16 protein-coding genes are annotated in these 19,593 nt (G+C 65.4%); 10 read left to right on the top strand and 6 right to left on the bottom strand.

The window, feature by feature from the left end; translation table 11 throughout:
* Positions 1–50 precede the first annotated feature (50 nt).
* A complete protein-coding gene (locus ACIPK7_RS12790) occupies positions 51–533 on the bottom strand; it encodes a nuclear transport factor 2 family protein (protein WP_192435268.1) in 483 nt (160 codons plus the stop codon).
* 146 nt (positions 534–679) lie between these two features.
* On the opposite strand from ACIPK7_RS12790, the gene ACIPK7_RS12785 reads away from it, so the two are divergent.
* Positions 680–1,636 (top strand): GlxA family transcriptional regulator, encoded by a 957-nt coding sequence (locus tag ACIPK7_RS12785; protein WP_401088076.1) that lies wholly within the window; start codon positions 680–682, stop codon positions 1,634–1,636.
* A 128-nt stretch (positions 1,637–1,764) separates the two neighbouring features.
* Here the strand turns inward: ACIPK7_RS12785 and pcsA are convergent, their stop codons facing one another.
* From pcsA to ACIPK7_RS12760, 5 genes are all read right to left on the bottom strand, one after another.
* A complete protein-coding gene (gene pcsA, locus ACIPK7_RS12780; protein WP_192435272.1) occupies positions 1,765–2,481 on the bottom strand; it encodes a phosphatidylcholine synthase in 717 nt (238 codons plus the stop codon).
* Between the two features lie 328 nt (positions 2,482–2,809).
* Positions 2,810–3,586 carry an amino acid ABC transporter ATP-binding protein gene (locus ACIPK7_RS12775; RefSeq protein ID WP_192435274.1) on the bottom strand — a complete coding sequence of 259 codons (777 nt, stop codon included), beginning with the start codon at positions 3,584–3,586 and terminating at the stop codon, positions 2,810–2,812.
* 12 nt (positions 3,587–3,598) lie between these two features.
* Positions 3,599–4,696 (bottom strand): amino acid ABC transporter permease, encoded by a 1,098-nt coding sequence (locus ACIPK7_RS12770; RefSeq protein WP_401088073.1) that lies wholly within the window; start codon positions 4,694–4,696, stop codon positions 3,599–3,601.
* Positions 4,697–4,708: 12 nt separating this feature from the next.
* Positions 4,709–5,893 carry an amino acid ABC transporter permease gene (locus ACIPK7_RS12765; RefSeq protein WP_401088071.1) on the bottom strand — a complete coding sequence of 395 codons (1,185 nt, stop codon included), beginning with the start codon at positions 5,891–5,893 and terminating at the stop codon, positions 4,709–4,711.
* Between the two features lie 117 nt (positions 5,894–6,010).
* A complete protein-coding gene (locus ACIPK7_RS12760; protein WP_081516109.1) occupies positions 6,011–7,039 on the bottom strand; it encodes an amino acid ABC transporter substrate-binding protein in 1,029 nt (342 codons plus the stop codon).
* A gap of 512 nt (positions 7,040–7,551) precedes the next feature.
* Between ACIPK7_RS12760 and ACIPK7_RS12755 the strand changes: the two genes are divergently transcribed.
* The 9 genes from ACIPK7_RS12755 to ACIPK7_RS12715 all read left to right on the top strand — a co-directional run bounded on the left by ACIPK7_RS12755 (position 7,552) and on the right by ACIPK7_RS12715 (position 19,337).
* The gene (locus tag ACIPK7_RS12755) at positions 7,552–8,205 is read left to right on the top strand and encodes an alpha/beta hydrolase (protein ID WP_401088069.1); all 654 of its coding nucleotides are present in this window, start codon (positions 7,552–7,554) and stop codon (positions 8,203–8,205) included.
* A gap of 31 nt (positions 8,206–8,236) precedes the next feature.
* Positions 8,237–10,129, top strand: a complete 1,893-nt coding sequence (locus ACIPK7_RS12750; protein ID WP_401088067.1) for an acyl-CoA synthetase — start codon at positions 8,237–8,239, stop codon at positions 10,127–10,129.
* Between the two features lie 152 nt (positions 10,130–10,281).
* Positions 10,282–11,220, top strand: a complete 939-nt coding sequence (locus ACIPK7_RS12745) for a GGDEF domain-containing protein (RefSeq protein WP_024767150.1) — start codon at positions 10,282–10,284, stop codon at positions 11,218–11,220.
* A gap of 77 nt (positions 11,221–11,297) precedes the next feature.
* The gene (locus ACIPK7_RS12740; protein ID WP_401088065.1) at positions 11,298–12,455 is read left to right on the top strand and encodes a dipeptidase; all 1,158 of its coding nucleotides are present in this window, start codon (positions 11,298–11,300) and stop codon (positions 12,453–12,455) included.
* Between the two features lie 96 nt (positions 12,456–12,551).
* Positions 12,552–14,102 carry an ATP-dependent RNA helicase RhlB gene (gene rhlB / locus ACIPK7_RS12735; protein WP_401088063.1) on the top strand — a complete coding sequence of 517 codons (1,551 nt, stop codon included), beginning with the start codon at positions 12,552–12,554 and terminating at the stop codon, positions 14,100–14,102.
* 289 nt (positions 14,103–14,391) lie between these two features.
* Positions 14,392–16,350 carry a methyl-accepting chemotaxis protein gene (locus ACIPK7_RS12730; protein ID WP_081516119.1) on the top strand — a complete coding sequence of 653 codons (1,959 nt, stop codon included), beginning with the start codon at positions 14,392–14,394 and terminating at the stop codon, positions 16,348–16,350.
* 182 nt (positions 16,351–16,532) lie between these two features.
* Positions 16,533–17,480 (top strand): ornithine cyclodeaminase family protein, encoded by a 948-nt coding sequence (locus ACIPK7_RS12725; RefSeq protein ID WP_401088061.1) that lies wholly within the window; start codon positions 16,533–16,535, stop codon positions 17,478–17,480.
* Positions 17,481–17,493: 13 nt separating this feature from the next.
* Complete coding sequence (locus ACIPK7_RS12720) at positions 17,494–18,624, top strand: NAD(P)/FAD-dependent oxidoreductase (RefSeq protein WP_401088059.1); 1,131 nt, start codon at positions 17,494–17,496, stop codon at positions 18,622–18,624.
* An 89-nt stretch (positions 18,625–18,713) separates the two neighbouring features.
* Positions 18,714–19,337 carry a transcriptional regulator gene (locus ACIPK7_RS12715; protein WP_401088057.1) on the top strand — a complete coding sequence of 208 codons (624 nt, stop codon included), beginning with the start codon at positions 18,714–18,716 and terminating at the stop codon, positions 19,335–19,337.
* The last annotated feature ends 256 nt before the right edge of the window (positions 19,338–19,593 follow it).

Below are 19,593 nucleotides of genomic sequence, written 5' to 3'. Positions count from 1 at the left end.
CTGTCATTTAAGCCTATCCGGCCGCCGCGGGCGAGCCCGAAAGCCCGCTATCAGGCCTTCCCTACGCGTTGTGCGCGGTATGCCGCGAGGCCTTTGGCCGCCTGGGCGCGGATCGCGCCCTGCACCGGCGGCGCCCAACCTAGCAGGGCGCCCTTGGCGCCGAGGGCCTGGCGCGACCACTTCCAGAGGTCAAAGCTGTCCACGTGCTGACAGATCAGTCCATCGCGGAAGTGGAAATGTGCCTGAATATGATTGATCACTTTCCGACCAGTCTGGGTGAAGGTGTAGGACGCCACCCAGCGCGCCGAACCACACGTTTCGTCGGCTTCGACCCCCTCGTAGGTCAGCGAGAAATCCTGGGCGCGAGCGGTGAGCATGCGCCACATATCGCCGGCCTCGGCGCCGTGCAGGTCGGTGAAGACCGGGTCACTGAACTGCACGTCAGCGCTGTAGCAGGCGGCCATGGCCTCGCCGTCGCGGCGCTGGAAGGCCTGGTAGAAACGTTCGATCAGTTGGGCGTTGGGATGGGCCATGGCGGGGCTCGTGTCAGGAGAGATGACGCAGTATCGGGGATGGATCGACTGGACACGATTGGCAATATCGACAACATTATGATCAATAGCGCCAGCTGTATCGTCGGAACAGTAGACTTGAATCGCCAGACCAGAAGCGAGACGCCATGTTCAGGATAGCCCTGTTCGTCTGCCCGCAAACCTTGTGTTCCAGCCTTGGCCTGGCCATGGACAGTTTCCACCTCGCCAACCGCCTGGCCGGCGAGCGACGCTTTGAAGTACTGCGGGTCAGCGCTGACGGTGCGCCGGTCGCCTTGCCCTTCGGCCGTGTGGAAGTGGAAGGCGCCTTGGACCTTGCAGCGCACTGCGATCTCTTGTTGATCCCCGCCACCGGCGCGGATATCGACGCCACCTTTGCCGCCAATCAACCGCTGCTAGCCTGGCTGCGCCGCGCTCCCGCCAGCGTGCAGTTGGGCAGCCTGTGCAGCAGCGCCTTCCTGCTGGCTGAAGCCGGCGTGCTGGACGAGCGCCGCGCCACCACGCACTGGGCACTGGAAGCGGCGTTCCGCGAGCGTTACCCGCAGGTGCGGCTGGACATCGACGCCCTGTGCACCGACGACAGGGGGCGCCTCTGCTCAGGCGGCGCCCAGGCCGGGCTGGACCTGTGCCTGTACCTGATCGAGCGCCATGCCGGCGCGGCACTGGCGCGTCGCGCGGCGGGGACCCTGGTGTTCGAGCACGGGCGCGGCCGCCAGCGGCGCTTCACTCCACTGCTACCCGACCCGCTGCCCGCGGGGTCGCCCCTGGAGCCGCTGCTGGCCTGGCTGGAAGACAACTACGCGCAGCCCTTCGACCTGGCCAGCCTGGCGCAGCGCGTGCACTGTTCCACGCGCACGCTGTTGCGGCGCTTCCGTGAGCAGGTCGGAATGTCGCCGAACGATTACGTGCAACGCCTGCGCATTGCTTCGGCACAGGAGGCACTGGGTGATCCGGGGCGCTCGCTGGAGCGCATCGCCAGCGATGTCGGCTATGCCGACCGGGCGAGCTTCGCGCGCTTGTTCAAACAAGTGTGCGGGGAGACGCCGGGAGCTTTCCGGCAGCGGCTGATGGGGCGGCAGGCCTGACGTCAAGCCGATGGTGGGATTGTCGTGGAAGCGGACCTGCTCGCGAACCCGCCGGACGTGGAAGCCGCCGGACAACACCGTTCGCGAGCAAGCTCGCTCCTACGCGGATATGTGGATCGACGGAAGAATCAGTGGAACCACTCCATCGCCGTACGCCACACGCAAACGCCGACAAAGTAAGCCGAAGCCACGAACCACAGGCCCAGCAGCCAGGGCTGGTCCACCGGATGCTGGAGGATCAGCAGCGCGCTGCTGAGCATCCAGACGAAGGTCACGGCGATGTTCAGCGGCATGAACTGGCGTACGCGGAAGGGGTGCAGGAACTTCATGCGGGTCAGGGTCAGCGCGGCCAGCACCAGCACGGTAACAAAGCTCACCCAGGGGTTCGGGTCGAGCACGAAGAAGTACACCGCCACCACGTTCCAGGCGGCCGGGAAGCCGACGAAGTAGTTGTCCTTGCTCTTCATGTTGACGTTGCAGAAGCAGAACAGCGAGGACACCAGGATCACCCCCACCGCCAGCAGCTCGGTATGCACCGGCAGCGGCACGTAGCGGTAGATGAAGATCGCAGGGATGAAGACGTAGGTGAGGTAGTCGATCACCAGGTCCAGGGTCGAGCCATCGAAGTGAGGCAGCACCGCCTTGACGTCGAACTTGCGCGCCAGGGTGCCGTCCAGACCATCCACCAACAAGGCCGCGCCCAGCCACAGCAGGCAGGCCTGAGGCTTGTTGTCGACCAGCGCGAGGAGCGCAAGCAGCGCGAGGATGACACCGCTGGAGGTCACCGCGTGGGCGCCCCAGGCCTTGGCTTTGCTGAGGTTCAATGGCGATAGGATCAGGTTCACGTCGGCTCTCTTCCTTTGGACGGCGGATGCAGGGGAGCTACCTGAAACGGTAGCCCATCCCTGACAAACCACTGCACATGGGAACACCGATGGGGCGGCCGAGTTCAGCCGGTTTTCCCGATGCGCACCTTGTTGCGGTGGAACCGGCAGCATACGCCGTTGCGGCGCTGGCTTGCCATCGGGGGAGACGAGCGTTGCAAGGTTGGCCTGGCGGGATGAGGGAAGGGGGAAAATCGCCGTAGGAGCGAGCTTGCTCGCGAACCGCCCGGCACCTGAGTGACCGGGGAATCCGTTCGCGAGCAAGCTCGCTCCTACGAAGAGCCCTCTGTCAGTGCAGGATCTGGCTGAGGAACAGCTTGGTGCGGTCCGACTGCGGGTTGTCGAAGAACTGGTCTGGCGGTGCCTGCTCGACGATCTCGCCCTTGTCCATGAAGATCACCCGGTTCGCCACGGTGCGCGCAAAGCCCATCTCGTGGGTCACGCAGAGCATGGTCATGCCGCTCTGCGCCAGGCCGATCATGGTATCGAGCACTTCCTTGACCATTTCCGGGTCGAGCGCCGAGGTGGGTTCGTCAAATAGCATGATCTTCGGCTTCATGCACAGCGCACGGGCAATCGCTACGCGCTGCTGCTGGCCGCCGGAGAGCTGGCCGGGGAACTTGTTGGCCTGCTCCGGGATGCGCACGCGCTCCAGATAATGCATGGCGACTTCCTCGGCCTGGCGCTTGGGCATCTTGCGCACCCACATGGGCGCCAGGATGCAGTTCTGCAGCACGGTCAGGTGCGGGAACAGGTTGAAGTGCTGGAACACCATGCCGACTTCGCTGCGGATCGCCTCGATCTGCTTGAGGTCATTGGTCAGCTCGGTGCCGTCGACCACGATGCTGCCCTGCTGGTGCTCTTCCAGGCGGTTGATGCAGCGGATGGTGGTGGACTTGCCCGAGCCGGACGGCCCGCAGAGCACGATGCGCTCGCCCTGCCTGACCTCCAGGTTGATGTCCTTGAGCACGTGGAACTGGCCGTACCACTTGTTCACACCCTTCATGGTGATCATCACGTGATCGCCGATGGCCGGCTGTGCGGTCTTGTTGGTGGCTTCAGACATGATGATTCGCTCCTAACGCTTGTGGCCCGTGTCCAGCTTGTGCTCCAGGTGCATGGAGTAGCGGGACATGCCGAAACAGAAAATCCAGTAGACGACCGCGGCGAACACATAGCCTTCGGTGGCCATGCCCAGCCAAGCCGGGTCCGCGGTGGCGCGCTTGATGCTGTTGAGGAAGTCGAACAGGCCGATGATGATCACCAGACTGGTGTCCTTGAACAGCGCGATGAAGGTGTTGACGATGCCGGGGATCACCAGCTTGAGCGCCTGCGGCAGGATCACCAGGCCCATGGTTCGCCAGTAGCCCAGGCCCATGGCCGCCGCCGCTTCGTACTGGCCCTTGGGAATGGCTTGCATGCCCCCGCGCACCACCTCGGCGATATAGGCGGCCTCGAACAGCACCACCATCACCATCGCCCGCAGCAGCTTGTCCAGGTTCATCCCCTCGGGCAGGAACAGCGGCAACATCACCGAGGACATGAACAGCACGGTGATCAGCGGTACGCCACGCCAGAACTCGATGGTGGTGACGCAGATGACCTTGATCGCCGGCATCTTCGAGCGTCGCCCCAACGCCAGCAGGATGCCCAGCGGCATCGCCCCGCAGATGCCGACCGCGGCGATCACCACGGTGAGCATCAGGCCGCCCCAGGCGCTGGTCGGCACGGTTTCCAGCCCCAGGAAGCCGCCGTGCAGCAGCCAGTAGGCCACGATCGGCAGCGCCACGAGGAAGCACAGGCCGTACTTCACCTTGTACGCGAAGCGCTTGAGGAACAGCGGCGCCGCACCGAACACCACGAACAGCACGGTGAGGTCCACGCGCCAGCGCAGTTCCTCGGGGTAGAAGCCGTACATGAACTGGCCGAAACGCGAGCCGATGAACACCCAGCAGGCGCCCTCGCGGGAGCAGTCGGCGCGGGTAGTCCCGGTCCAGTCGGCCTTGATGATCGCCCACTCCAGCAGCGGCGGCACGATCAGGTAGACCAGGTACAGGCCGACCAGCGTCAGCAGGGTGTTGAACCAGCTGGAGAACAGGTTCGCGCGCAACCAGGCGAGCACGCCCACACTCATCGCGGGTGGAGGCAGGTCGGGCTTGAAGGTATGAGTTGTCATGGTCTGCTCCCTCTACCGCTCGACCAGCGCGATGCGCTTGTTGTACCCGTTCATCAGCAGCGAAATGCTGATGCTGATGGCCAGGTACACGCTCATGGTGATAGCCATGGTTTCGATGGCCTGGCCGGTCTGGTTGAGCACCGTGCCGGCGAACAGCGAGACCATGTCCGGATAGCCGATGGCGGCGGCCAGCGAGGAGTTCTTCGCCAGGTTCAGGTACTGGCTGGTGAGCGGCGGAATGATCACCCGCAGCGCCTGCGGGATGATCACCAGGCGCAGGGTCTGCCCCGGACGCAGGCCCAGGGAGCCGGCCGCCTCGGTCTGACCGTGGCTGACCGCCTGGATGCCGGCGCGCACCGTCTCGCCGATGAAGGCGGCGGTGTAGACCGACAGCGCAAGGACGATGGACACCAGCTCCGGGATCACCACCCAGCCGCCACGGAAGTTGAAGCCCTGCAGCACTGGCACGTCCCAGTGGAAAGGCGCGCCGGCCACCAGCGACACCAGACCCGGCAGCACGATCAACAGGGCCAGGCCGCTGAGGAACACCGGGAAGGCCTTGCCAGTGGCATGGCGGCGGGCCTTGGCCCACTTCCAGATCACCGTCCAGCCGACCAGCGCCAGGATCACCGCGACGATGAACGGGCCGAGGCCGTCGGCGGCGATCGGCGCGGGCATCTGCAGGCCACGGTTGTTGACGAAGAACAGGTCGCCGAAGCTGATGCTCTGCCGCGGGTTCGGCAGCGGGCCGAGCACGGCGAAGTACCAGAAGAATATCTGCAGCAGCGGCGGGATGTTGCGGAAGGTCTCGATATACAGGGTCGCCAGCTTGCGGATCAGCCAGTTGGGCGACAGCCGCGCCACACCGAGGATGAAGCCGAGGATGGTGGCGAAGACGATACCGATCACCGTGACCAGCAGCGTGTTCAGCAGCCCGACCATGAACACCCGTCCGTAGGTGTCGCTTTCGCTGTAGTCGATCAGGTGCTGGGAGATGCCGAAGCCGGCGCTGTGGTCGAGAAAGCCGAAACCAGACTGGATGCCGCGGTGGGCGAGGTTGGTCTGGGTGTTGTCGAAGAGGAACCAGCCGACCGCCACAACGATGATGACGGCGATGACCTGGAATGCCCAGCCGCGCACGACGGGATCGTTGAGCGATACCCCCCGCGGACGCTGGGCCTTGACGGAATTCTGCATGTAAGCCCTCTCGGAAGGCCGCCGGGCGACCGAGGGCTACGCCCGAGATCGCCCGGAAGGCTTCACGTCGTTCGAAACTGTCCGGCGCCCAGACTCCGGGCGCCGGAGCGGGTCAGGTCAGCGCACCGGCGGTGCGTACTGCAGACCACCCTTGTTCCACTGGGCGTTGAGGCCACGCTTGATCTTCAGGTCGCTACCGTCGCCGACGTTGCGATCGAAGATCTCGCCGTAGTTACCCACTTGCTTGACGATCTGTACCGCCCAGTCCTTGGGCAGCTTGAGATCCTTGCCGTAGTCACCCTCGGCGCCGAGCAGACGCGCGACGTCCGGGTTCTTGGTGCTCTTGGCCTGTTCCTCGACGTTCTTCGAGTTGATGCCCAGTTCCTCGGCGTTGAGCATCGCGAAGAGCGTCCAACGGGCGATGTCGAACCACTCCTCGTCACCCTGGCGCACGGCCGGGCCGAGGGGCTCCTTGGAGATCACTTCGGGCAGCACCACATAGTCGTCCGGCGCCGCCAGCTTGATGCGCTGGGCGTAGAGCTGCGACTGGTCGGAGGTCAGCACGTCGCAACGGCCGGACTCCAGCGACTTGGCGCTCTCGTCGGAGGTGTCGTAGGTGATGGGGGTGTACTTGAGGTTGTTGGAGCGGAAGTAGTCGGACAGGTTGAGCTCGGTGGTAGTGCCGGCCTGGATGCACACGGTGGCGCCGTCGAGTTCCTTGGCGCTGGAGACGCCGAGCTTCTTGTTCACCAGGAAGCCCTGGCCGTCGTAGTAGGTCACGCCGACGAAGTTCAGGCCCATCGCGCTATCGCGGGAGCTGGTCCAGGTGGTGTTGCGCGAGAGGATGTCGATCTCGCCGGACTGCAGCGCAGTGAAGCGCTCCTTGGCGGTCAAGGGGCTGTACTTGACCTTGGTCGAGTCGCCGAACACGGCCGCCGCCACGGCGCGGCAGACGTCCACGTCGATGCCCTTGTACTGGCCCTTGGCATCGGCATACGAGAAGCCGGGAAGACCGTCACTGATACCGCACTGCACGTAGCCTTTCTTCTTCACAGCATCCAGGGTGGCGCCGGCATGCGCGAGGCCGCTGATGCCGAACACGGCGGCGGTGGTCAGCACTGCCAGGGTGGATTTCACCATCTTCATCGATCTTCTCCGTTGCTTTTTTAGTGTTTTGGAGTCCCGGTTCCACCGCCGTACCCTCGTGAGGCACCAGCAAGACAACAAACGGGATGGAGACCTGAAGGTGAGTCTAGACGGCCTATGAAAAATCCTACGGACGCCGCGAACACACCTTCGAGCGCACAGGTCTTGCGCGCTGGAACGGGTCATCAAGGGATCATTGCGTGAAGGCGAAGGCTCGCCGCGCCGACTGTTGACCGCAGTCGGCACGGCGGGCCCTGAAGCAGCCCAAGGCTTTCGCGGCGCCACTTCCGGTACAGCTTTCCGGATGGGGTCGGTAGAGTGTTACCGGAAGTGGGGCCGCACAGCCTGCCAGTAGCGATAGCAAGGGCCGTACCAGCCTAGGAACGTTCGTGTAATTTCGTGCAGTCAAGTCCCACAAGTTATGGCCATGCGACATCTTCTTGCATCGCCCCTCCTCCCTTTTTCCCACGCAGCGCCCCTTCCTAGAGCGCCTGCCCCATCCTGGAGCCTCCATGACCCAGCCACTGATCCTCGAACCCAGCCAGAGCGTCGACTCCTGCGTCATTTGGTTGCACGGCCTGGGCGCCGACCGTTACGACTTCGAGCCGGTAGCACAGATGCTGCAGCGCAGTTTCACCTCGACGCGCTTCATCCTGCCCCAGGCGCCGACCCGCCCGGTCACCGTGTTCAACGGCATGCCCGCACCCAGCTGGTACGACATCCTCGCCATGGCTCCGGCCCGCGCCATCGACGACGCGCAACTGGAAGCCTCGGCCGACAGCGTGATCGCGCTGATCCAGGGACAGATCGACCAGGGCATCGCGCCCAAACGCATCATCCTCGCCGGTTTCTCCCAGGGCGGCGCCGTGGTGCTGCACACTGGCTACCTGCGCTGGAACGGCGAACTGGGCGGGGTCATGGCCCTCTCCACCTATGGCCCGACATTCAGCGAAGGCATAAGCCTGCCGGCTACAAAAAGACAACTGTCCGCCCTTTGCCTGCATGGCACTTTCGATGACGTGGTGACGCCGGCCATGGGCCGCGCCGCGTACGACTTCCTGCAGGCCAACCAGGTGCCCGCCCAATGGCGCACCTACCCGATGAGCCACGAAGTGAGCAACGAGGAGCTTGGCGATATCGGCGCCTGGCTGCGGGAGCGCCTGTGATCCCCTGACCCTGCGGAGAACAAGAACAAGCATGAACGCCCCGATCAGCAGCCTGCGTGACGTTGAAGCCCTGGAACAGGTCCCCCTGCATGAGCGCGACCTGCCGCCCAACACCTATGAACTGCTGCGCCGCTCGGCGCAGCAGTTCGGCCCGTCCACTGCCCTGAGCTTCCTGCTGCAAGGCTCGGCGGCGGAGGAGCCGGTCAAGGTCAGCTACGAGCAGTTGTTCGCCCGCGTCACCCAGGCGGCGAACGCCTTCCACCGCCTGGGCGTGCGGCCGGGCACTGCGGTGTCGTTCCTGCTTCCCAACCTACCGCAGACCCACTATGTGATCTGGGGCGGCGAAGCGGCGGGGATCGTCAACGCGATCAACCCGCTGCTTGATCCCGAGCACATCGCCGAACTGGTGCGTGCTGCCGACTCCCGCGTACTGGTGACATTGGCGCCCTTCCCCGGTACCGATCTCTGGAGCAAGGTCGCCAGCCTGCGCGAGCACCTGCCGGAACTGAACGCCATCGTCACCGTCGACATCGCCAACCTGCTGCCCGATCCACAGCGTTCGGCGATCAAGATCGCGCGCGGCGCGCTGCCCGAAGGCGTGCTGGACTTCGACGAACTGCTCGCCCAGTGCCCGGCGGACCACCTGGAAAGCGGCCGGGTGATCGGCCCGGACGAAGTCGCTTCCTACTTCCACACCGGCGGCACCACCGGCACCCCCAAGCTCGCCCCGCACAGCCATTTCAACGAAGTGGCGATGGCCGAAATCATGGGTCTGAACTCCGGCTACGACGGCAACGACGTGCTGCTGTGCGGCCTGCCGCTGTTCCACGTCAACGGCGTGATGGTCACCGGCCTTGCGCCCTTCATGCGCGGCGGCGAGGTGCTGCTGGTCGGCCCCCAGGGCTATCGCAACCCGACACTGATCCAGGACTTCTGGAAGCTGGTGGAGCGCTACAAGGTCACCAGCTTCAGCGGCGTGCCGACCATCTACGCCGCGCTGCTGCAAGTGCCCAGCGAGGGCCGCGACCTCTCCAGCCTGCGCTTCGCTCTATGCGGCGCGGCACCGATGCCGGTGGAGCTAATCCGCCAGTTCGAGGCGAAGACCGGCCTGAAAGTCATCGAAGGCTACGGCATGACCGAAGGCACCTGCGGCACCAGCTGCAACCCCCGCGGCGGCGAGCGTCGCCCCGGCTCCATCGGCCTGCGCCTGCCCTACTGCGAGTTGAAATCGGTGATCCTCGACGGCGACGGCCAGTACCTGCGCGACGCCGCCGTGGACGAGATCGGCACCATCTGCCTGCGCGGCCCCACCGTTTTCAAGGGCTACCTGCAGGCCAGCAAGAACAAGGACATCTGGGTCGACGGCGACTGGTTCAACACCGGCGACTTGGGCCGCATCGACGCCGACGGCTACATCTGGCTCACCGGCCGTAGCAAGGACCTGATCATCCGGGGCGGCCACAACATCGACCCGCAGATGATCGAGGAAGCACTGCACCGCCATCCCGCCGTGGCCATGGCCGCTGCCGTGGGCAAGCCGTGCCTGAAGGCCGGCGAGCTGCCGGTGGTGTATATCCAGCTCAAGCCAGGCATGCAGGCGAGCGAAGCGGAACTGCTGGAACACGCTGCCCGGCACGTCCCCGAACGCGCGGCGGTGCCCAAGGACGTCTGGCTGCTGGATGCCATCCCGGTCACCGCGGTGGGCAAGACCTTCAAGCCGGCGCTGCGTCTGGATGCCATTCGTCGCGTGTTCGAGGACGAGACACGGCACCTGTCCCCGGCACCTCGCATCGAAGTGATCGCCGATGACCGCTTTGGTCAGAAAGCGCGTCTTTTCGTTGGCGGCCTCGACCTAGACTCTCGCGCCGCACTGGCTGACCGCCTGGGCGGTTACGCTGTGCATGTGGAGCTAGTGGAACACTGATGAAACACCCGGCCGACCGCCGGTCGGCCGGGTCTGACCGCGAATTGCCAGTACTCAAATCTGACTAATACTGATGGCTCAAATGTGCGAAGAGGACTACAGGGAGAGTCAGTCGTGCACATCATCAGCCGCCGTCCGACTTCCCCTGCGCCATGAAAGCCGCGCAGTGGAAAGAGGACATCCGCCAACTCCAGCACCTGCGCCTGTTCCAGAACGTGGCCGCGGCCAATCTGGAGCAACTGCTCAAGGATTTCCGCGCCTGCGAACTGGAGCGCGGGGAAATCCTGCTGTCGCCATTCAACCGCAACCACTTCCTTTATATGGTTCTCACCGGGCACCTGACGGTGTATCTGGGGTCGCTGGACAACCAACCGGTGAGCACCCTGCATCCAGGTGACTGCGCCGGCGAGATCAGCTTCATCGACAGCGACCACCCCTCCGCCTACGTCGTCGCCAGCGAACCGACCACCGTGCTACGCCTGCACCGCGAAGCGCTGATCGGCCTGTTCGAGCACTCCCCGCAGGTCATGCAGAACCTCCTCTCGGTGCTTTGCGAGCGGGTGCGCGAGGGAAATCGGATCATTCTCGACACCGAGCAGAACGCCAACATCGACACCCTCACCGGCCTGTTCAACCGGCGCTGGCTGGAACACATCTACGACCGCGAGAGCACGCGCTGTGCCTTCAACGAACAGCCCATGTGCATGCTCATGCTCGATGTCGACCACTTCAAGAACTATAACGACGAACACGGCCACCTGGCCGGCGACTACGCGTTGTGTCTGGTTGCCCATACGCTGCGCAGCCAGTTGCGCCCCAAAGACAGCATGGCGCGCTACGGCGGCGAGGAGTTCGTCATCCTGCTGCCGGAAATCGCCATCGATGAAGCCCGGCGTATCGGTAACCGCCTCCGCCAGAGCCTCGAGCAGGTCACCTCCTTCTATTCGCCGGTGGGCGTGCTGCCCGGCGTCACCGTGTCCCTGGGGCTGGCCGAGATGGATATCCAGGAAAACCTGCCAAGCCTTATCCTGCGCGCCGACGGCGCCCTCTACCAGGCCAAGCAGAAGGGCCGCAACTGCCTCTGCGGCTGAGCTCCGCTTCCCTTCGCCAGCCCTTCTGCTAGATTGCGCCCCAGCAAGAAAACCAATAACAAAGCTGGGAAGCTGACATGCGCAAACTGCTGATCATCCTGCTCGTCCTGCTGGCCGTTGGCCTGGGAATCTTCTTCAACCTGCCGGGCTACATGGACCGCAAGATGAACACCGTGGCCAGCCCGCCGCCCTACCCCGCCTCGCCCGAGGCCCAGGCGCTGCACCAGACCCTGTTCGTCGCCGACCTGCACGACGACGCTCTGCTCTGGGACCGCAACCTGCTGGATCGCCACGACCACGGCCACACCGACCTGCCGCGCCTGCTCGAAGGCCACGTCGGCCTGCAGGTGTTTTCCACCGTCACCAAGACCCCGCGCGGCCTGAACTACGACAGCAACAGCGCGGACAGCGACAACATAACCCCGCTGGTCATCGCCCAGCGCTGGCCCGCGCGCACCTGGAACAGCCTGCTCGAACGCGCGCTCTACCAGGGCGAACTGCTGGACAAGGCCGCCGCCGACAGCCAGGGCAAGCTCACCCTGGTGCGCAGCCGCGAAGACCTAACCCGCTACCTCGCGGCCTGGCAGAAAGACCCGAAGCAGCTCGCCGCCGTGCTCGCCACCGAAGGCCTGCACCCGCTCGAAGGCAAGCTCGAGAACATCGACCGCATGTACGACGCGGGCTTCCGCATCATGGGGCTGACCCATTTCTTCGACAACGAAGTCGGCGGCTCCGCCCATGGCCTGAAGAAAGGCGGGCTGACCAAATTCGGCCGCGAGGTCATCCCGCGCCTGGAAGACAAGAAGATGCTGATCGACCTGGCCCACGCCTCGCGCCCATTGATCGACGATGTACTGGTGATCGCCAGGCGCCCGGTGATCGTTTCCCACACCGGCGTCGCCGGCACCTGCCCCGGCCCGCGCAACCTGACTGACGCCCACCTGCGCGGCATCGCCAACACGGGTGGGGTGATCGGCATCGGTTACTGGGACGGCGCAGTCTGCGAAACCTCGGTGGAGGCCATCGTCAAGGCCATGCGCTACGCCGCCGACAAGGTGGGCGTCGAGCACGTGGCGCTGGGTTCGGACTTCGACGGCGCAGTCAACGCGCCCTTCGACACCACCGGCCTAGCCCAACTGACCCAGGGCCTGGCGAAAGCCGGCTTTAGTGACCAGGACATCGCCGCCATCATGGGTGGAAACGTCCGCCGGCTGCTGCTGGAGAACCTTCCGTAGCCCAAGTCAATAGGCAGAATGCCCGTGGCACTTCGCCCTGCGGGCATCTTGCATTACACTGGCGGCCGTTCATTCCTTAACCAGTACGAGATCAACGTGCTCAAAGCACTCAAGAAAATCTTCAGCAAGGGTGATGGCGAGCAGCCCGTCACCACGCCGGCAGCCCCCGCACCCGCTGCCTCCCAGCCCGCCCCGAGCGGCGAAAAGCGTCCGCGCAAACCGCGCAATCCGCGCCCCGATGGCGAAAACGCCGAGAAGCCGGCCCGCGGTCCGAAGAGCGACAAACCCCGCGCCGAGCGTTCCGACAAAGGCGAACGCGGCGAAAAGCGCGAGCACGCGCCGAAGCACGAGCATGCCAAGGCCGAGGGTGCAGACAAGCCCCGCGAGCCGAAACCGCGCCGCGAGCGCAAGCCGCGCCCGCCGGTGGTGGACAACTGGAAGCTGGAAGACTTCGTAGTCGAGCCGGCTGAAGGCAAAACGCGCTTCCACGACTTCAACCTCGATCCGCGCCTGATGCACGCCATCCATGACCTGGGCTTCCCGTACTGCACGCCAATCCAGGCGCAGGTACTGGGCTTCACCCTGCGTGGCCAGGACGCCATCGGCCGCGCCCAGACCGGCACCGGCAAGACCGCGGCGTTCCTCATCTCGATCATCACCCAGCTGCTGCAGACCCCGCCGCCGAAAGAGCGCTACATGGGCGAGCCGCGTGCGCTGATCATCGCGCCGACCCGCGAACTGGTGGTGCAGATCGCCAACGACGCCATCGGCCTGGCCAAGTACACCGGCCTGAACGTCATGAGCTTCGTCGGCGGCATGGACTTCGATAAGCAGCTCAAGACCCTGGAATCGCGCTTCTGCGACATCCTGGTCGCCACCCCCGGCCGTCTGCTGGACTTCAACCAGCGCGGCGAGGTGCACCTGGACATGGTCGAGGTGATGGTGCTGGACGAAGCCGACCGCATGCTCGACATGGGCTTCATTCCGCAGGTCCGCCAGATCATCCGCCAGACCCCGTACAAGGGCGAGCGCCAGACCCTGCTGTTCTCCGCCACCTTCACCGACGACGTAATGAACCTGGCCAAGCAGTGGACCGTCGAGCCGGCCATCGTCGAGATCGAGCCGGAAAACGTCGCCAGCGATACCGTCGAACAGCACGTCTACGCCGTTGCCGGCAGCGACAAGTACAAGCTGCTGTACAACCTGATCGCGCAGAACGACTGGACCCGCGTGATGGTCTTCGCCAACCGCAAGGACGAAGTGCGCCGCATCGAAGAACGCCTGACCAAGGACGGCATCAGCGCCGCCCAGATGTCCGGCGACGTGCCGCAGCACAAGCGCATCAAGGTCCTGGAAGGCTTCCGTGAAGGCAAGATCCGCGTCCTGGTCGCCACCGACGTCGCCGGCCGCGGCATCCACGTCGATGGCATCAGCCACGTGATCAACTTCACCCTGCCCGAAGACCCGGACGACTACGTGCACCGCATCGGCCGCACCGGCCGCGCCGGCAGCACCGGTACCTCCATCAGCTTCGCTGGCGAGGACGATGCCTTCGCCTTGCCGCCGATCGAGGAACTGCTGGGCCGCAAGATCAATTGCGAGATGCCGCCCACCGAGTTGCTCAAGCCGGTACCGCGCAAGCACTGATCGCTTGTTGCACCAGAAGAAGGCGAAGCCACATGGCTTCGCCTTTTTTGTTTCCACCGGCGTTACCGCGGGTGACGAATTCCCCTTGCTAGAGCCTGCCATTCCTCCTGCCGGACCCGCTGGGACGACCGTACGGCATCCCCCCGCAAACAATGGCCACGCGCCATTACCCGCGCAATAGGCCTGCCCCCGGCCGTTTCTGCTCAGTTTTATTTACAGACGTAAAAAAATTCGCACGCTTCTTGCAAAGCACGCGAGAACAATTCCAAGAACTCGTCGGAATCCTCCCATGCCCTTGCGCGCCAAACTTGCTCTGAGTTTCCTCTCGGTCGGCCTGATCCCCGTGCTGGTGATGGCCATCGTGGTCTATCTCCAGGCCAGCCGTGCCCTCGAAGAACAAAGCCTGAACGCCCTGGAGGCGGTCGCCAGCATCAAGCAGCGGCAGCTGATGGACGCCTGGAAGGCCCGTAATGACCAGCTCAGCAGCCTCGCCACCAACCTGGGCAGCAACTACGCCGGGCTGGACAGCGAGTCGCTGGTGACCACCGCCAACTACGACCGCCCGGTGTTCGAGAACTTCATCAAGACCTTCGGCTACCGCGAACTGCGCCTGGTGGCCGGCGACGGCAAGGTGGTGTTCAGCCTCGGCCGTGGCGTCGACTACCAGCAGAACATCGGCGATCCGCAGTGGCGCGACACGCCGTTCGGCCAGTTCATCCGCAAGGCGCTGGACAGCGGCAAGGCCAGCATCAGCGACCTGGAGCAGGCGCCCAACGACCAGCAGCCGGTGCAATGGCTGGCCGCGCCGATCAAGGACAATGGCAAGCTGCAACTGCTGCTGGTGCTGGAACTGCCGCTCGCCTCGATCAACGAAGTGATGCAGAACCGCCAGGGCCTGGGCGACGACGGCGAGACCTACCTGGTCGGCGGCGACGGCAGCCTGCGCTCGGACTCGGTGCGCTTTGCCGATCACCACGTACGCCGCGACAAGGAAAGCCCCACCGCCCTGCCCGGCCAGGCCATCGAGAAAGCCCTGGCCGGCGAGCAGGGCCGTCTTTCCGAGACGGGCCTGAGCAACGAGCCGGCGCTCAAGTCCTTCGTCCCGCTGAACCTGGACGGCCTGCACTGGGCGCTGGTGGCGGAAATGGACCAGGACCAAGCCTTCGCCCCGGTGCGCAAGCTGATGTGGCAGATCCTCGTGCTCGGCGTGCTGACCCTGCTCGGCGTCGCCGCCGGCACCTGGCTGGTCAGCCGCAGCGTGATGCGCCCGCTGGGTGGCGAGCCGGCCAGCATGGCCGCCCTGGCCCAGCGCCTGGCCAGCGGCGAGCTGCGCCTGAGCGACGACGCCAGCGCCAGCAGCGGCCTGATGCAGGCCCTGCGTGAGATGACCACGGCCTGGCGCCAGGTGGTCGAGCGTCTGCGCCAGGCCAGCGAGGCCGTGGGTGACGCCAGCGGCGACATTCTCGACGCCGCCGGGCGCACCAGCCACCACCTCGACCAGCAGCAGGAAGCACTGGAAATGGTGGTCAGCGCCGTCGACCAGATGGCCGCCACCGTGCAGGAAATTGCCGGCAGCGCCAGCCGCAGCGCCGATGGCAGCGCCGCCGCGCGGCAAGCCTTCGTCGCCATGCAGGGCACCCTGCAGCACATGATCGGCCGCCAGGACCAACTGCTGGTCGGCCTGCGCCAGGCCGACGGCGTGGTGCAGACCCTGGCCGGCGAGAGCCAGCAGATCGGCTCGGTGCTGGACGTGATCCGCTCCATCGCCGAACAGACCAACCTGCTCGCCCTCAACGCCGCCATCGAAGCCGCCCGCGCCGGTGAGGCGGGCCGTGGTTTCGCCGTAGTCGCCGACGAGGTGCGCAGTCTGGCCCAGCGCACCCGCAGCGCCACCGACGAGATCGTCGCCATCGTTGGCAGCCTGGGCGACTCCTCCGTCCAGGCGCAGTCGAGCATGAGTGGTGCCAGCGAACAGGCCCATACCCTGGAGCAGGACACCCAGGCCGTGCTGGAAGCCCTCGGCGCGCTGGACGATTCGCTGCAGGGCGTGCATGCCATGGCCTTCCAGATCGCCGCCGCCGCCGAACAGCAGGCCGCCACGACCCAGGAAGTGAACCAGCACATGCACCGCCTGAGCGACATGACCGTGGAAAACCGCAAGACCGCCGCGCACACCCGCGACTGCGGCGAGCACCTGCGCCGCGTGGCCGGCAGCCAGGAAGAGCTGGTGGCGCAGTTCAAGCTGTAGGTGGCGTCCACTCCCTGTAGGAGCGGGCCATGCCCGCGATCGCGCCCATCGGACGCTCCTACAGGCCAGCGCTGTCGGTTTGGCCATCGGAAAAAGCGCATACACCTCCCGACCACACGCCCTTGCCGATAAAGACAGCAGAGTCCAGAATGGAAAAATAAATCCACACCTGGAGTCTCGCCATGTCCGCCGCCACGCCTTTCACCCTCAACCAGGCTGACGCCGAACGTCTGCTCGAACAGGTCGACGTGCTTCAGGCGATGCGCGACATGTTCGTCGAGCTGGCCGCCGGCAGCGCCGTACAACCCGCGCAGCAACTGGTGGAATTCCCCAATGGGGGCGGCGACTTCATCAACTACCTGGGCGTGCTGGCCTCGCAGAAGGTCTACGGCGTGAAGACCTCGCCGTACATCGTGCGCCAGCCCAAGTCGCTGGTCACCGCGTGGAGCCTGCTGATGTCCATGGACAGCGGTCAGCCGCTGCTGCTGTGCGACGCCGGCAGCCTGACCACGGCGCGCACTGCCGCTACCACCGCCCTCGCCGTGCAGGAACTGGCCCGCCAGGACGCCAAGCGCCTGGCTATCGTCGGCAGCGGTCCAGTCGCCCGTACGCACCTGCGCTACGCAGCTGGCCTGCGTGACTGGCAAAGCATCCGTATCTACTCTCCGAACCTGAGCGCTGGCGTGCTGGCCCAGTTCGGCGCCATTGATTCCCGCGCCGAACCCGCCACCAGCGTAGAAGCCGCCGTGGCCGACGCCGACGTAGTGCTGCTGTGCACCTCGTCCGGTACCCCGGTGCTCGATCCCGCGATCCTGACCAAACCGGCGCTGATCACTTCCATCAGCACCAACGTCGCCCGCGCCCACGAAGTGCCACCGCGGTCGCTGGCGCAGATGGACGTGTACTGCGACTACCGCGCCACCACCCCGGCATCCGCCGGCGAGATGCGCCTGGCCCGCGACGAGCACGGCTGGGACGGCGCCATCCTCGGCGACCTGCCGGAACTGGTCAGCGGACAGGTCGCCAAACCGGACTACCAGCGCCATGCCTTCTTCCGCTCCATCGGCCTGGGCCTGGAAGACGTCGCCCTGGCCAATGCGCTCTACCATCTGCAACGCAAGAACGCCTGAGTCGGAGACGAACATGATCGAAGTCGACTTCCTCATCATCGGCGGCGGCATCGCCGGCGCCTCCACCGGCTACTTTCTCTCCCGCCACGGCAAGGTCGTCGTGCTGGAGCGCGAGTCCCACGCCGGCTACCACTCCACCGGCCGGTCGGCAGCGCTGTACACCGTGGCCTACGGCACGCCACAGGTGCGCGCCCTGACCGCCGCCAGCCGCGACTTCTTCGACAACCCTCCCGAGGGCTTCGTCGAACACCCGATCCTCACCCCGCGCGGGGAGATGACGGTGGACTTCGAAGGCAACCCGGAAGAACTCCAGCGCCAATACGAAAGCGCCCTCGCCAGCGTGCCGGAAATGCGCCTGCTCGATGCCGATGAAGCCTGCGCCATCGTCCCGGTGCTGCGCCGCGAGAAAGTCCACGGCGCGATGCTCGACCCCAGCGCTGCCGACATCGACACCGACGGCCTGCTGCAGGGCTACCTGCGCGGCATCCGGCGCAACGGCGGCAGCGTACAACTGGATAGCGAAGCCCTGGAAATCAGCCGCATCGACGACGCGTGGGAAGTACGCTGCGCGCAGCAGACCTACCGTGCGCCGGTGCTGGTCAACGCCGCTGGCAGCTGGTCCGACAAGATCGCCGAACTCGCCGGCGCCGCTCCCCTGGGCCTCACGCCCAAGCGCCGCGCCGCCTTCCTGTTCAGCCCGCCGGAGGGCGTGGACAGCCACGCCTGGCCGGTGCTGGTAAGCCTGGACGAGTCCTTCTACTTCAAGCCCGATGCCGGCATGCTGCTAGGCTCGCCGGCCAATGCCGACCCGGTGGAGCCCCACGACGTGCAGCCCGAAGAGCTGGACATCGCCCTGGGCATCTACCAGATCGAGGAGCACACCACCCTCAGCATCCGCCGCCCGAGCCACACCTGGGCCGGCCTGCGTTCGTTCTTCGCCGATGGCGACTTGGTCTCCGGCTATGACCCGGCCACGCCCGGCCTGTACTGGGTCGCAGGGCAAGGTGGCTACGGCATCCAGACCTCCGCAGCGATGGGCGAGGCCAGCGCCGCGCTGATCCGCCGCGAGGCCCTGCCCGAGCATCTGACCCGCCACGGCCTGACTGCCGAGATGCTATCCCCGGCGCGTCTGCTGGCCGAGTGAGCCGCCGTTCGTGACAGCCCGCGGGCGCTTGCGGCACACTCGCCAGCGCCCGCGCCATTGCCCGTCCCATCGTCTCGAGAGCCTTGCCCATGACCGCCGCTGATCCGCTGGACAACTACAAGGCCATCGCCGACGCCATCGCCGCTCTGTTCTTCCCACACGCAGAAGTGGTCCTCCACGACCTGCGCAACCAGCGCGTGGCTTACCTGGCGAACAACATCTCCAAGCGCGAGATCGGCGACGACTCGGCACTGGAAGACATGCTCGAAGGCGGCCACGACGAACGCAACATCGGCCCCTACGAGAAGCTCAACTGGGACGGCCAGAAGATCCGCTCCATCAGCACCGTGCTGCGCGATGCCAGGGGCGAGCCGCTCGCAGTGCTGTGCATCAACCTCAACATCACCCTCTTCGAGACCGCCAAGGCGGCGCTCGACCTGTTCCTCTCCTCCAGCAAGGTCATCCCGCAGCCGGACGCGCTGTTCCGCGACGACTGGCAGGAGCGTATCAACACCTTCCTGCATGGCTGGCTGCAGCAGCGCCAGCTGAGCCTCTCCACCCTGAGCCGCGACCACAAGCGCGAACTGGTCCTGGCGCTGCATGCCGAGGGCGCGTTCAAGGGCAAGAGCGCGGCGAATTACGTCGCCAACGTGCTGAACATGGGGCGCGCGACGGTGTACAAGCACCTGAAGGAGTTGAGGGAGGAGGTCTGAGGCTTTCCTTCCTCGCTTGCCGCCACCTATAGGAGCGAGCCTGCTCGCGAACCGCACTCTGCCGCACTCACGGGGGGATGCTCGCAATCCCCTTGCGACCTGGGCGCGCGGATCGATGGGTATCGCTGCGTTCCACGCCATCCTACGGCGAGGTTTTCCTGTTGCCGCCGTGCAGATGGGTAGATTCGCGGACAAGGTCCACTCTTATGGGCAGTGCCGAGTTGGGTGGGTTCGCGAGCAAGCTCGCTCCTACGAA

Source organism: Pseudomonas sp. NPDC086581, from assembly GCF_044746165.1.
Taxonomy (GTDB): Bacteria; Pseudomonadota; Gammaproteobacteria; order Pseudomonadales; family Pseudomonadaceae; genus Pseudomonas.
This window is presented reverse-complemented; position numbering and strand designations above follow the sequence as displayed.